We start from the raw sequence: 13,172 nt of genomic DNA on the forward strand, positions 1-13,172 counted from the left end.
CAATACTTGCAACCGCATTGACCTGCGCCGATAATGCCCGGGGCCGCGGCCGCCCGCAACCGGGGCCGCCTGGAGGAGGTGCACCATGTCGGTGTCGGACGACGCTGTCGAGGCGCGCGCGCAAGGCTGGCGGACGCTGGCGGCGCTGCACGCGCGGATCGAAGACCGGCTGAACCGCGCGCTCGAAGCCGAGCACGAGCTGTCGGTGAGCGAGTACACGGTGCTCGACGTGCTCGGCCGCCAGGACGGCTTCCACCTGCGGATGAGCCAGCTGGCCAACGCGGTGGTGCTGAGCCAGTCGGCGACCACCCGCCTCGTCACGCGGCTGGAGGAGCGCGGCCTGCTGTCGCGGTACCTGTGCCAGGACGACCGGCGCGGCATCTACACCGAGGTGACGCCGTCCGGGCAGAAGCTGCTGGCCGCCGCCCGCCCGACGCACGACGCGGCGCTGTCGGCCGCGCTCGCCGAGGCGGAGGAGCTTCCGGAGCTGGCTCCCTTGGTCACCGCATTGGGCGCGCTCACCTTCGCGGCCAAGTGACGTGAGGGGAACCCCGAGGGAATCAGAGTCCCTCAGGATTCCCCTCACCGGCAGTCAGGGCCGCAGGCGATGCAGGTCTCGCGGGAAGAGCGTCGCGCCGCGCACGTTGGCCACGCCCAGCACCCGCGCGACCCAGCGCTCCAGCCCGATCGCGAACCCGCCGTGCGGTGGCATGCCGTACGCGAACGCGTCGAGGTAGTCCGAGTACTGTCCAGCCGCCTCGCCGAGCACGGCCAGGTAGTCCGCGTGGCGGTGGAGCCGCTGGCCGCCGGTGACGAGTTCCAGGCCGCGGAAGAGCAGGTCGAAACTGTTCGAGCTGGCCGGGTTCGCCGGGTCCGGATGGGTGTAGAACGGCCGTTTCGCCATCGGGTATCCGGTCACGAACAAGAATTCCGACCCGTGTTTTCGCTCGGCCCATTCGCACAGCCACCGTTCGTGCGCGGGCGCGAGGTCCGGTTCGCCGCGCGGGTCTTCGCCGGTGTTGCGGGCCAGAAGTTCTTGTGCCGCCGCGAAATCGATCGACGGAATTTCTTCCGGCACCGCCGGCGCGTCCGGTCCGGCGGCAGCGGCCATTTCCGCGACGACGTCGCGCAGCACCGCCATCACGTCGCGGTGGTCGGCGATGAAGCCCAGTTCCGCGTCGAGGCTCGTGTATTGCGCCAGATGCCGGGCGGTGTCGTGGGGTTCGGCCCGGAAGACCGGTCCCACCTCGTACACCCGCTCGAACACGCCGACCATGGCCTGCTTGAAAAACTGGGGCGACTGCGCGAGATAAGCCGGGCGTCCGAAGTAGTCGAGCCGGAACACATTCGCCCCGGATTCCGTCGCGGTGGCGACGATCTTCGGCGTGTGGATTTCCGTGAATCCTTGGGCGTCCAATGCTCGGCGAAACGCCGCGACGCTGCCCGCGGCCACCTCGAACCGCCGCCGCAGCACCGGATGCCGCAACGCGACCGCCGCGTTGTCCAGCACCACCGGCAAACCGGCGGCTACCTCGGGGCGATACAAATCGAACGGCGGCCGTTTTTCCGGCGCGGACAGGATCTCCAGCTCCGGCTCGCGCAGCTCAACCCCTTGGGGCGCCTGGGGATTGGCGGCCACCTGCCCGGTGAGCCGCACGACGGTCTCCTCGGCGACCGGCGGCGGCTCGGCGAAAACCGCCTGCGCGGTGCCGGACCGGTCGCGCACCACCAGGAACGCCACGGATTTCAGCACGCGCCGGCGGTGCACCCAGCCGGCGATCGTCACGGTGGAGCCCGCGCGGTCGCGCAGGCAGGCCACCGGGGTGCGGGTACTCAATTCCTTCTCCTGAGCGCACTCGGCGACCCCTTGGGGGTGCGGGCGAGAAGGGACACTCGCGGTGCCACCGCACCTTCGCCGCCGGTGGGCGGCCTCGTTCTGGCCGGATGACGGCGGCCGGGCCGGCGGGGCATTTCCTCCCCGCACTCGGGAGTGTCTTCGCGCGGGGCCGCGACGCTGCCTTCTCACCGGCGGCAGCTCTCTGTCCCTCGCGGGGCCCTGCGCTACTTGTCTCCGTCAACGTGTTGCCCGCAACGGTAAAACACTGCCGCCATCCGCGTCGCCCGATTTACTGATCCGACCAAAAGCAGGCCGACCCCCCGCCCGGCACGCAACCGTTGCTACGAAGCCGTTAGGCCGTGGCTGTGGTCGGATCAGTAACGATCGGCTCAGCAGCGGACGCCGAGCAGGTGCTCCAAGGCCAGCTGGTTCAGCCGGGTGAAGTGATAACCGCGCCGGCCGGCTTCTTCGACGTCGAACTCGTCGGCCGCCAGGTCGTCCAGGGTCTCGCCGGGTGCGAGCGTCGGCGTGGCCAGCTCCGGCACCCGCGACGCGGCGAGCGCTTCGGCGACTTCCGGATCGGCGCGGAACGCGCGCGCCTTCTCCCGCAGGATCAGGTAAGTGCGCATGTTCGCCGCCGCGGAAACCCAGACGTCCTCGGGATCCTCGGTGCGCAGCGGTTTGTAGTCGAAGTGCCGAGGGCCGTCGTAGCCGCCGTGCTCCAGCAGGTCGACGAGGAAGAACGCGCTGGCGAGGTCGCCGTGGCCGAAAATCAGGTCCTGGTCGTACTTCGGGCCGTGCTGGCCGTTGAGGTCGAGGTGGAACAGCTTGCCCTGCCACAGCGCCTGCGCGATGCCGTGCACGAAGTTCAGCCCGGCCATCTGCTCGTGGCCGACCTCCGGGTTCAGCCCGAACAGTTCGGGCCGCTCCAGCTGCGAGATGAACCCGAGGGCGTGGCCGATGGTCGGCAGGAGGATGTCGCCGCGCGGTTCGTTCGGCTTGGGCTCCAGCGCGAACCGCAGGTCGTAGCCCTGTCCGACCGCGTAGTCGGCGAGGACGTCGAGGCCCTCCTTGTACCGGGCGAGCGCGGCGCGGACGTCTTTCGCCGCGTCGGATTCCGCGCCCTCGCGGCCGCCCCACAGGACGTAGGTCCGCGCGCCGAGTTCCGCGGCGAGGTCGAGATTGCGCCGGACCTTGGCGAGCGCGTACCGCCGGATGTCGCGGTCGTTGCTGGTCAGGCCGCCGTCTTTGAAAACCGGATGGCTGAACAGGTTCGTCGTCGCCATCGGCACGCGCAGGCCGGTGTCCGCCAGCGCCTTCTTGAACTTGGCGATCGCGGTGTCGCGGTCCGGTTCGGTGGCCAGCAGGTCGTCGTCGTGGAAGGTGACGCCGTACGCGCCCAGATCGGCCAGCCGGTGCACGCTCTCGACCGGGTCGAGCGGCGGCCGGGTGGCGACGCCGAACGGGTCGGCCGCGGCCCAGCCGACGGTCCACAACCCGAACGAGAATTTGTCCTCCGGCGCGGGGGCGTAGTCGGCCATGCCCGTCCCTTCATTTAGTTCACGATGTAGACTAAATACTGCGCCGCGGCCGCCCCGGCCGTCAAGAGCGGAGGTTCGGATGGAGCCGGTTCGGCACGACGCGATGCGAGCGCGGAACCTCGAGCTGGTGCTCGGCGAGATCGGCCGCGGCGGCCCGCTGACCCGCGCCGCGCTGGCGGAGCGGACCGGGCTGACCAAATCGACCGTGTCCGCTTTGGTCGGCTCGCTGCTGGAGGCGGGTTTCCTGGCCGAGACCGCCGCCGTGCGGGTGGGGGAGCGCGGCCGCCCCGGCGTCGAGGTGTCGCTGAGCGGGAAGCGGATGGCTTCGCTGGGGCTTGAGGCCAATGTGGACTATCTCGCCGCGTGCGTGCTCGATCTCGCCGGCACGGTCCGCCGGTCGGTCCGGATCGAGCGGGACAATCGTGGCGTGCCGGCGGAAACCGTGCTGGAGGCGGTGCGGGAACTGGCTTCTTCGGAGCTGGCTGAGGCGCGGGAACTCGGCCTGACGGTCGCCGGTGCGGTGCTCGCGGTGTCCGGCCCGGTGCGGGACGGCGTGGTGCTGAGCGCGCCGAACCTCGGGTGGCGGGACGTGCCCGTTTCGCTGGACCTGCCGGTCCCGGTTTCGGTGGACAACGAGGCCAACCTCGGTGCTCTCGGCGAGCTGTGGTTCGGTGCGGGTGCGGCGGATTTCCTTTACGTGTCCGGGGAAATCGGCATCGGCGCGGGGCTGGTGGTGGACTCCCGGTTGTTCCGCGGCACCGGAGGCGAGCTGGGGCACGTGCTGGTGTCCCCGTCCGGCCCGTCCTGCCGCTGCGGCGCGGTGGGCTGCCTGGAGACTTACGCCGGGCAGGACGCGATGCTGACCGCGGCCGGAGTGTCCACAGTGGACGATCTGTCCGCCGCCTTGGCCGACGGGGACGACGCGGCGTTGTCGGCCGCGGCCGCGGCGGGGGAGGCTTTGGGGCTGGCGCTGGCGTCGGCGGTCAATCTGGTGGACGTGGACCGCGTCGTGCTCGGCGGGGTGTTCGGGCCGTTGTTCCCCTGGCTGGCTCCCGCCGCGGAAACGGTGCTGCGGGCACGGTTGACCGGCCTGCGTGGTTCAGTGCCGGTGCTGAGCCCGTCCGCCTTGGGCGATTCCGCCGCGACGCTGGGCGCGGCGGGTCGCACCATCCACGGCGTTTTGGCTGATCCGGGACCGTTCCTCGCCCGTTAGCCCAGGTTGTCGGCGAGCAGAGTCACGACGTCGCGCCAGGCCCGCTCGGCGTGCACCGCGTGATAGCCGACGCCGGGCAGCAGCCGCTGCTCCGGGCCGACCGGCGGGTGATGGAAGGCGTGCTGGGCGCCGCCGTAGACGGTGAGCCGCCAGTCGACGCCCGCGTCCTGCATCTCGGCGGCGAACGCGTCCCGTTGCGCGGGCGGCATGATCGGGTCCTCCGAGCCGACGCCCGCCCACACCGGGCAGCGGATGTTCGCGGCCTCGCCCGGACGGCCGGTGACCAGGCCGTTGATCGTGCCGATCGCACGCAGTTCGACGCCGGCGCGGCCGAGTTCCAGCACCACGGCGCCGCCGGTGCCGTACCCGATTCCGGCGATCCGGCCGGGATCGGTGCGAGGTTCGGCGAGCAGCACGTCGAGCGCCGCGTGGCCGATGTCGCGCAACCGGTCGGGGTCGTCGAGCAGCGGAAGGCAGCGCGCCAGCATCTCGTCGGGATCGGTGAACCAGCGGCCGCCGTGGAGGTCGAAGGCCAGCGCCACGTAGCCCAGTTCGGCCAACGCGTCGGCCCGGGCGCGCTGGAAATCGTTGAGACCAGTGCCTTCGGGGCCGATCAGGACCCCGGGCCGCCGGTCCGTGCCCGCGGGAATCGCGAGGTGCCCGACCATGGTGAGGCCGTCGGCCGGGTATTCGACGGTGCGCGTGGTGACGGTCTCCATGAGCGCCAACCGTAGTGAGCGCCGCGGCCCGGCGGGGTGCTGTTCACCGACGGCGGACACGTCCGTTCAGGTGACCCTCTCGCGGTGCTCCGGGAAACATGTTAGGAAAGCTTCCTAACTAAAGGAGGATCCGGATGCGCAAGACGATGGTGCTCGCCGCGGCCGTGCTCGCGGTGGCCGGAGCAGTGCCCGCGGTCGCGACGGCGGGCGACGGTCCGGCCGCGGATTCCGGCGGCTGGCATCCGAAAGCACGCAACATCGTCTACATCCAGGGCGACGGCATGGGCGCGGCGCAACGGGAGTTCGTCCGGCTCGCGACGACCGGCCGGGCGGGCGACCTGGTGATGAACCGGCTCCCGGTCACCGGCCTGGTGCACACCGACCCCGCGGACCCGGAAGAACTCGTCACCGACTCGGCCGCGGCGGCGACCGCGCTGGCCACCGGCCACAAGACCCGCAACGGCGCGGTCGGCCAGGACGCGCAGGGCCGTCGCCTGCTGACCGTCCTTGAGCAGGCGAAACGCGCCGGCAAGTCGACCGGGCTGGTCACTACCGCGCAGGTCACCGGCGCGTCGCCGGCCGCGTTCGCGTCGCACGTGCCTTCGCGGGATCTGCAGAGCGACATCGCGAAGCAGTACATCACCGAAAGCCGCCCGGAAGTCCTCCTCGGCGGCGGCGAGGACTGGTGGCTGCCGAAGGGCGATCCCGGCGCGTGGCCGGACAAGCCGGGCGAGGAAAGCCGCAGCACGCACGGAAATCTCATCGAGCAGGCGAAGCGGTCCGGCTACACCTACGTGCGGAACGCCGGCGAACTCGCCGCGACCCGCGCGCCGCGGCTGCTCGGGCTGTTCGCGAACGAGGACATGGTCGACTACGGCCCGGACGGCAAGGGCGCGTACCAGCCGAAGGTCGCGCTGCCGGTGATGGCGAAGAAGGCGCTCGACACGCTGTCCGCCAACCCGCGCGGTTTCTTCCTGTTCCTGGAAGAAGAAGGCATCGACGGAATGTCGCACGAAAACAACGCGCACGGCGTCCTCGACGCGGGCCGGGCCCTCGACGCGGCGGTCGCCGAGGTGCTTCGCTTCACCCGCTCGCACCCGGACACCCTGGTGATCATCGGCGGCGACCACGAAACCGGCGGACTGGCCATCGAGGACACCGACGGCGCTCCCGAGGGCAATGAGGACGGCCCGTTTCCCGTGCCCGGCACCAAACTTTCGCTGACTGTCGACTGGACCACCGGCGACCACAGCGGCGTGCCGACCCCGGTCACCGCGACCGGCCCCGGTTCGGACCGGCTCGACGGGACTTTGGACAACACCGACGTCTACCGCGCGATGGTGTCCGCCGCGCACCTTTCATGACGCCCCGGCGTAGTCGTCGAGCGCGGCTTCTCCGGTGACGTCGTACTCCAGCAGCACCAATCCGCTGGGCGTGGCTTCGTGCCGGACGAGCCGCAACCCGGTCGCCGGCGCCGGATGCGGGAACTGCAGGCGTCCCGCGCCGAGCACGGTCGGGGTCACGACCAGCCGGACCGTGTCCACGGCCCCGGCGGACAGCAGGGTGTTGCCGAGCCGGGCGCTGCCGTGAATCTGCAGCTCCCGGCCCGGTGCTGCCTTGAGTTCGCGCACCGCGGTCGCGGGATCGCCGCGCAGCACAGTGGCCGGCGCTCAGGTGCCGATCTCAAGGGTGCTGGACACGACGTACTTCGGCAGCGAGTTCATCCGCCCGGCGAACGGGTCGTCCGGGTCGGTGACCGCGGGCCAGCCGCGGGCGAACGAGGTGTAGGTGCGGCGGCCGAACAGCAGCCCGTCGGCGAGATCCAGCCACTCGGACGCACGCTGGACGAAGGCCTGGTCGAGGTGCGGGACGAACCAGCCGCCGCGGGAGAACCCGCCGCTGGTGTCCTCTGTGGACGATCCCGGCCCTTGGCTGACGCCGTCGAGGGTGACGAACGCGGTGAGCGATATCCGCATCAGGCACCGCTTTCCGCGATCCGGGCGAGCTGCCCGGTGACCGTGCCCCACCCGTCGGCGAACCCGAGGTCGGCGTGCCGTTCCCGGGCCGCCGGATCCCCGTGCCGGACGACCACGCGGTAATCCGTGCCCTCCGGATGATCGCGAAGAACGATTTCCGCGGTCATCGCGACCGGCTGCGGATTCGCCGGCCGCCATTCGCTGTCGAGGGCATTCGTGAATACGAGCCGCTTGCAGTCCTCCACGACGAGGAAGCACGCGTCGAGATGCGGGACGAAAGTCCGGCCGTCCTCGCTCATCCGCGTGACGAACGCACCCCCAGCGCGCACGTCCAGCTTCTCGACTCGGCACCGCAGCGGCGCGGGAATCCACCACTGGGCGAGGCTGGCCGGGTCGGTCCAGGCGTCCCAGACGCGCTTGCGGGGCGCGCGGATGACGCGGTCGAGGGAAAGATCGAGGTCGGGATTCACGGCTGGTCCTCCTGGCCGGTGACGAACTGCTCGAGCCGGTCGGTGCGCCCGGCCCAGACGCGCCGCTGCTCGGCGAGCCAGTCCTCGACGAGCGCGAACCGGTCGCGGTTGAGCACGCACGTGCGCACCCGCCCGGATTTGACGGTGCGGATCAAGCCGTGCGATTCGAGCATCCGCACGTGCTTCATGAAGGACGGCAACGTCATCGGAGCCTCGCCCGCGAGATCCCCGACACTCGCGGGCCCCTGCCCGAGCCTCCGCACGACGGCCCGCCGAGTCGGATCGGCGAGGGCGGCGAAGACCCCGTCGAGGGCGGATGAATACTGAGCCATGGGGCTAAGTATTGCCACGGCGGGATGGTTAGCGCAAGGGCTAAGTGTTGGGGGCTGTACGGTCGGCGAGGAGGTGCGGCGTGCTTGCCCGTGCAGTCGGAGGTGGCCGGGGTTCGCGATGGCCGCGGAGGCGAAGGCACCGGGGTGCGGGAGAGTGCGCATGCTCGGGGGCGAAGCGTTTCGGGGGGCGCACCCGGTGATCAGAGCCGCCCGGCGGCTTCGGTCGAAGCGATCCGGCGATACCGGTCCGCCGAAGCCGCGGTCGCAGCTTCGGTCCGGTCAGCCTCCGGTCAAGCCTGTCCGGCGTTAAAAGCCAGTCCCCGCAGCCCGAGCAACTCCCGCCACGCCGCCCCGCCGCGGCTCAGCAAGACTCAGCGGCAACCGAGGGAGTCGAACCCTGCGCGGCTTGTGAAGGCGGCGCTCCTGAACCGGCCCTGACCCTTCGGCGGGCGACGGCTGCCATGCTTCCTGAATACCCGTTTCAACGCCCGCCCCAGCACCCGAATTCCCGCTTCACCCGAACGGGGCTGGCTGGCAGGCTGGGCGCATGGACGATCTTCTCCTCCGCCGCGTCCGGGTCGGGTTGCGCGGGCCGCTCGCGGACGTTCGGGTGCGCGACGGCGTCGTGTCGGCTGTCGAGGAACCTGGTGCCGGGACCGGGTTCGCCGCGCGCGTGCTCGACGGGCACGGCGGCACGCTCCTGCCCGGCCTCGTCGACGCGCACGTGCATCTCGTTCAGTGGGCCGGTTTCCGCAGGCGCATCCCGCTGGACAGTGCGCGATCCGCGGTGGGCGCGGTCGAATTGCTGATGGAGAAGCTGCTCGACGCGCCCGCGAAAGACCTTGTCGTCGGCGTCGGGTTCCGGGACGGGCTGTGGCCGGACCGGCCGCACAAGGATCTGCTGCAGCGCGCGCTCCCGGGTCGCGCGGTGGCGTTGTTCAGCGCGGATTTGCACACGCTGTGGCTGAGTCCGGCGGCGTTGAAGCTGATCGGCCGCGAGCATCCGACTGGCGTCCTGCTGGAGAACGACTGCATGAGCGCCACGGCGGCGTTGCCGGCCGCGCCGGTCGAGGTCCAGGACGGCTGGGTCGCCGACGCGCTGGCCGCCGCGGCCAAGCGGGGAGTGACGGCAGTGGTCGACTACGAATACGCGGACACGGTCGCGGATTGGACCCGCCGGGCCGCCAAGGCGAAGCCGGCGACCCGGGTTTCCTGTGTCATCGCGAGGTATTTGCTGGACGAGACCATCCAAAGAGGACACCGGACCGGCGACGTGCTCGAGGCGGGCGAGGGGTTGCTCACCGTCGGTCCGTTCAAGCTGTTCGTCGACGGCTCGCTCAACACCCGCACTGCCTACTGTCACGAGCCGTACCCGGGGTCCGGCGAGAAGGGCTTGCTGGAGCTGCCGCCGGAGGAGCTGGTGCCGTTGATGCGCCGCGCCTTCGAACACGGCCTGATCCCGGCGGTGCACGCGATCGGCGACCACGCGAACACCATCGCGCTGGACGCGTTCGAGGAGGTCGGCTGCCCGGGCCGGATCGAGCACGCGCAGCTGCTGCGGCCCGAGGACGTGCCGAGGTTCGCCGCGCTCGGGCTGGTCGCGAGCGTGCAGCCCGCGCACCAGCCCGACGACCGCGACGTCGCCGACCGGCATTGGCACGGCCGCACCGACCGCGCGTACGCCTACCGTGCCCTGCTGGAATCCGGCGCCCGGCTGGAACTCGGCTCGGACGCGCCGGTCGCGCCGCTCGATCCGTGGGACGGGATCGCCGCCGCGGTCGGGCGAACGGACGATGAGCGGCCGCCGTGGCATCCGGAGCAGGCCATTCCGCTCGCGGACGCGCTGGCCGCCTCCTCGGGCGGCCGCCGCGGCGTGCGGGTCGGCGACGTGGCCGATCTGGTGCTGACGGCGGCCGACCCGAGTGGACTGTCCACAAAGGAACTCCGCGAGATGCCGGTGTCCGCGACGATCGTGGCGGGAAGGCCGACGTACCTGGCGTAGCTCACTTCCCGTGCGGGTCCGCGGCGTTGAGCATCGCCACCACCTGGTGGTAGTCGCCGCGGGCCTCGCCGTGCCGGAGGAATTTGACGTTCTCGACCTGGATCTCGGTGGCGTCCGGCTGCGTTTCGAGCAGCTCCACGACCTCGTCGACGAAGGCGTCCAGCGGCATCGCGAACTCGCTTTCCTCCTGGCCGGGCAGGAGCGCGGTGCGCACGGACGGCGGCACCAGTTCGACCACCTTCACCGAGGTGTCGGCCAGCTGCAGCCGCAGCGATTCGCTGAGCAGGTGGATGGCGGCTTTGGACGCGTTGTAGCTCGGCGTGGCCTTCAGCGGCGCGAAGGCGAGTCCCGAGGAGACGGTGAGGATGGTGGCGTCCGGCCGGCTCTGCAGGTGCTCGACGAACGCGGCGATGAGCCGGATCGGGCCGAGGACGTTGGTGGTCACCGTCGCTTCTGCGCTGTCCAAAAAGGACTCCGGACGGCGCCAGTCCTCGACGCGCATGATGCCCGCCATCGGCACGAGCACGTTGAGGTCCGGGTGCTTCGCGAGCACCTCCTTGGCCGCGGCCTCGATGCTCGCCGGGTCGGTGGTGTCGATCCGCACGGTGTCGAGTCCGGGGTTCTCGGCGGCGATCCGGGCGAGCAGTTCGGCGCGCCGCCCGCCGACGATCACGGTGTTGCCCTTCGCCCGCAGTTCGCGGGCCAGCGCGAGGCCGATGCCGCTGGTCGAGCCGGGGATGAAGACGGTGTTTCCGGTGATGTTCATGCCACCGAGTTTCGGCCGGCCGCCGCGGCGGCGGCAGAGAGCGCACATCGGGGGATCGGCGATCCCTGGCTGGCGGGCCGGAGCGAGCCGATACTGGACGCATGGATCGAGCTGAGCTGGCGGTTTTCCTCCGCAGCCGTCGCGAGGGACTGCGCCCCGAGGACGTCGGGCTGCCCGCGGGCGCGCGGCGGCGGGCGGCTGGACTGCGCCGCGAGGAGGTCGCGGCGCTGGCGGCGATGTCCACCGACTACTACACCCGGCTGGAGCAGCAACGCGGACCGCAGCCGAGCGAGCAGATGCTGGCCGCGCTGGCCAGGGCCTTGCGGCTGACCGACGACGAGCGCGACTACCTGTTCCACCTCGCCGGCCGCAACGCGCCGTCGCCGATCGTCGCCGCGACGCACGTCGCCCCGGCATTGCTGCGAGTGCTCGACCGGCTGTCGGACACGCCCGCGCTGATCCTGTCGAATCTCGGCGAGGTGCTGGTGCAGAACCGGTTCGCGGAAGCGTTGTACGGCGACCGGTCGCACTACACCGGACTGGCGCGCAGCGAGATCTACCGGTGGTTCACCGACCCGGACGAGCGGCTCGTCTACCCCGAGCACGACCGGGACCGGCAAAGCCGCGCGCTGGTGGCGAACCTGCGAGTGGTGCACGGGTCGATGGGGCCGCGTTCGCGCGCGGGCGAACTGGTGCGCGCGCTGACCCGCGAGAGCCCCGAATTCGCGCGGCTGTGGGAAGAACACCAGGTGGCCAAACGGTTCGAGGACCACAAGGTGCTCGTGCATCCGCAGCTGGGGGAGATCGAGGTGGACTGCCAGGTGCTGTTCACCGAGGACCAGTCGCAGGCGCTGCTGGTGCTGACCGCGCCGCCGCGCAGCGAGGCGTTCGAGAAGATCCAGCTGCTGGGCGTGCTGGGCAACGAGCAGTTCGCCGGTTAGCCAGGACGTCGTGAGTGCTGCTGCCGGTGAGAACCGGGATCGCCGCGCACGAGGCCTCAGCGCGGAAGCGGCCCGGTGTACGCGTCGCGAGCCTTCTCCACGGCAGGCAGATGCTCGTCGGTCCAGGTGGCGAGCGCGGCGAACACCGGCGACAGGCTCCGGCCGAGTTCGGTGATCTCGTACTCGACGCGGGGCGGCACCTCGGCGTAGGAGCGCCGCTCCACCAAGCCGTCGCGCTCGAGCTGGCGGAGCCGCTGCGTCAGGACCTTCCCGGTCGCGCCGAGCCGCCGTTCCAGCTCGACGAACCGCACCGGCCCGGACTGGCTGAGCGTCCACAGGATCGGGGTCGTCCACCGGCTGAACAGCAGGTCGACGGCCGGGCTGATCCGGCACGCGGCGAGCGGATCGGCCCCGGTGCGCTCGGTGGTGGTCATGCGGCTCCAATACTTTCCCTGGGGAACCTACTGTAGGACGGCTTTTAGCCTCGCTGGGTCGCTTTCGACCCCTAGCCGAGGAGCAAGTCATGATCGTCGTCACTGGTGCCACGGGCAACGTCGGCCGCGTGCTGGTCGAGTCCCTGACCGGAGCCGGCCACGCGGTGACCGCCGTTTCCCGCGGAGTGAGTTCGCCGCCGCCGTCGCTGCCCGGGGTCGCCCCGATGGTCGCGGATCTGGCTGACGCGGCCAGCCTGGCTCCGGCGCTGAAGGGCGCGGACGCACTGTTTCTGCTGGTCTCCGGCGCGGGAGCGCACGTCGACGGGGAGGCGGTTCTGCGGGCCGCGGCCGACGCTGGTGTCTCGCGGATCGTTCTGCAGTCGTCACAGGCCGCGGGAACCCGGCCGGAGGCGGTTTCGCACGCGCCGCTCGCCGCGCTGGAGGAGACGGTGCGGTCGTCCGGTCTGGAGTGGACAGTCCTCCGGCCTGCCGGGTTCACGACCAACAGCTTCGCCTGGATCCCGTCGATTCGGGCCCAGCGCACGGTTTTCTCGCCGTTCGGCGACGTCGCGCTCCCGGCCGTGGATCCGCTCGACATCGCTGAAGCCGCCGCGGCCGCGCTGACTGACGCCGGTCACGCGGGGCGGACTTACGTCCTCACCGGACCGGCGGCGACGAGCCCGCGGCAGCGCGCGGAGATCCTCGGCGCTGCCCTCGGCGAACCGCTGGAGTTCGTCGAACTCGACCGGGCGCGGGCCCGCGAGCAGATGCTGCGGCAGATGCCGGAACCGGTCGCCGACGGCACGCTCGACATCCTCGGCCAGCCGCTCCCGGACGAGCTGCGCGTCAGCCCCGATGTGGAGAAGGTGCTGGGCCGTCCGGCGACTTCGTTCGCTTCGTGGGCCAGCCGCAGCGTCGACGCGTTCCGGTGAGCAGCGTCC

The 13,172-nt window shown here is 71.1% G+C and carries 15 protein-coding genes; 6 read left to right on the plus strand and 9 right to left on the minus strand.

From position 1 onward, the window contains the following. Positions 1 to 85: 85 nt before the first annotated feature. Positions 86 to 538, plus strand: a complete 453-nt coding sequence (locus F9C11_RS19390; RefSeq protein ID WP_409186274.1) for a MarR family winged helix-turn-helix transcriptional regulator — start codon at positions 86 to 88, stop codon at positions 536 to 538. 54 nt (positions 539 to 592) lie between these two features. On the opposite strand, the gene aspS is transcribed toward F9C11_RS19390, so the two are convergent. Continuing rightward, positions 593 to 1,837 (minus strand): aspartate--tRNA(Asn) ligase, encoded by a 1,245-nt coding sequence (gene aspS, locus F9C11_RS19395; protein ID WP_409186275.1) that lies wholly within the window; start codon positions 1,835 to 1,837, stop codon positions 593 to 595. A 389-nt stretch (positions 1,838 to 2,226) separates the two neighbouring features. Beyond that, on the minus strand, positions 2,227 to 3,378 hold the full coding sequence (xylA, locus tag F9C11_RS19400) for a xylose isomerase (RefSeq protein WP_409186276.1): 1,152 nt from the start codon (positions 3,376 to 3,378) through the stop codon (positions 2,227 to 2,229). A gap of 79 nt (positions 3,379 to 3,457) precedes the next feature. Between xylA and F9C11_RS19405 the strand changes: the two genes are divergently transcribed. Then, positions 3,458 to 4,591 carry an ROK family protein gene (locus F9C11_RS19405; protein ID WP_409186277.1) on the plus strand — a complete coding sequence of 378 codons (1,134 nt, stop codon included), beginning with the start codon at positions 3,458 to 3,460 and terminating at the stop codon, positions 4,589 to 4,591. On the opposite strand, the gene F9C11_RS19410 is transcribed toward F9C11_RS19405, so the two are convergent. Beyond that, on the minus strand, positions 4,588 to 5,310 hold the full coding sequence (locus tag F9C11_RS19410) for a dienelactone hydrolase family protein (RefSeq protein WP_409186278.1): 723 nt from the start codon (positions 5,308 to 5,310) through the stop codon (positions 4,588 to 4,590). The genes F9C11_RS19405 and F9C11_RS19410 overlap by 4 nt on opposite strands. Before the next feature lie 134 nt (positions 5,311 to 5,444). Between F9C11_RS19410 and F9C11_RS19415 the strand changes: the two genes are divergently transcribed. Further along, positions 5,445 to 6,674 (plus strand): alkaline phosphatase, encoded by a 1,230-nt coding sequence (locus F9C11_RS19415; protein WP_409186279.1) that lies wholly within the window; start codon positions 5,445 to 5,447, stop codon positions 6,672 to 6,674. Here F9C11_RS19415 and F9C11_RS19420 read toward each other — a convergent pair. The 4 genes from F9C11_RS19420 to F9C11_RS19435 are packed head-to-tail and all read right to left on the minus strand — an operon-like array spanning position 6,669 to position 8,088. Then, complete coding sequence (locus tag F9C11_RS19420; protein WP_409186280.1) at positions 6,669 to 6,968, minus strand: dihydrofolate reductase family protein; 300 nt, start codon at positions 6,966 to 6,968, stop codon at positions 6,669 to 6,671. The two genes, F9C11_RS19415 and F9C11_RS19420, sit on opposite strands and share 6 nt — an antisense overlap. Before the next feature lie 12 nt (positions 6,969 to 6,980). Continuing rightward, the gene (locus F9C11_RS19425) at positions 6,981 to 7,286 is read right to left on the minus strand and encodes a dihydrofolate reductase family protein (RefSeq protein WP_409186281.1); all 306 of its coding nucleotides are present in this window, start codon (positions 7,284 to 7,286) and stop codon (positions 6,981 to 6,983) included. Continuing rightward, positions 7,286 to 7,756, minus strand: a complete 471-nt coding sequence (locus F9C11_RS19430) for an SRPBCC domain-containing protein (RefSeq protein WP_409186282.1) — start codon at positions 7,754 to 7,756, stop codon at positions 7,286 to 7,288. Before F9C11_RS19430 ends, F9C11_RS19425 begins: the two co-directional genes overlap by 1 nt. After that, complete coding sequence (locus F9C11_RS19435) at positions 7,753 to 8,088, minus strand: ArsR/SmtB family transcription factor (RefSeq protein ID WP_409186283.1); 336 nt, start codon at positions 8,086 to 8,088, stop codon at positions 7,753 to 7,755. The genes F9C11_RS19430 and F9C11_RS19435 overlap by 4 nt, the downstream gene beginning before the upstream one ends. 547 nt (positions 8,089 to 8,635) lie before the next feature. Between F9C11_RS19435 and F9C11_RS19440 the strand changes: the two genes are divergently transcribed. Next, positions 8,636 to 10,090, plus strand: coding sequence for an amidohydrolase (locus tag F9C11_RS19440; RefSeq protein WP_409186284.1), 1,455 nt, complete (start codon positions 8,636 to 8,638; stop codon positions 10,088 to 10,090). A 1-nt stretch (position 10,091) separates the two neighbouring features. Here the strand turns inward: F9C11_RS19440 and F9C11_RS19445 are convergent, their stop codons facing one another. Next, positions 10,092 to 10,856, minus strand: a complete 765-nt coding sequence (locus F9C11_RS19445; protein ID WP_409186285.1) for an SDR family oxidoreductase — start codon at positions 10,854 to 10,856, stop codon at positions 10,092 to 10,094. Positions 10,857 to 10,957: 101 nt separating this feature from the next. On the opposite strand from F9C11_RS19445, the gene F9C11_RS19450 reads away from it, so the two are divergent. Continuing rightward, on the plus strand, positions 10,958 to 11,797 hold the full coding sequence (locus F9C11_RS19450; RefSeq protein WP_409186286.1) for a helix-turn-helix domain-containing protein: 840 nt from the start codon (positions 10,958 to 10,960) through the stop codon (positions 11,795 to 11,797). Between the two features lie 56 nt (positions 11,798 to 11,853). Here the strand turns inward: F9C11_RS19450 and F9C11_RS19455 are convergent, their stop codons facing one another. Beyond that, entirely contained in the window at positions 11,854 to 12,231 is a 378-nt protein-coding gene (locus tag F9C11_RS19455; protein WP_409186287.1) for a winged helix-turn-helix transcriptional regulator, read from the minus strand. A gap of 89 nt (positions 12,232 to 12,320) precedes the next feature. On the opposite strand from F9C11_RS19455, the gene F9C11_RS19460 reads away from it, so the two are divergent. Beyond that, on the plus strand, positions 12,321 to 13,163 hold the full coding sequence (locus tag F9C11_RS19460; protein WP_409186288.1) for an NAD(P)H-binding protein: 843 nt from the start codon (positions 12,321 to 12,323) through the stop codon (positions 13,161 to 13,163). Positions 13,164 to 13,172 lie beyond the last annotated feature (9 nt).

Source organism: Amycolatopsis sp. VS8301801F10 (genome assembly GCF_046195355.1).
Taxonomy (GTDB): Bacteria; Actinomycetota; Actinomycetes; order Mycobacteriales; family Pseudonocardiaceae; genus Amycolatopsis.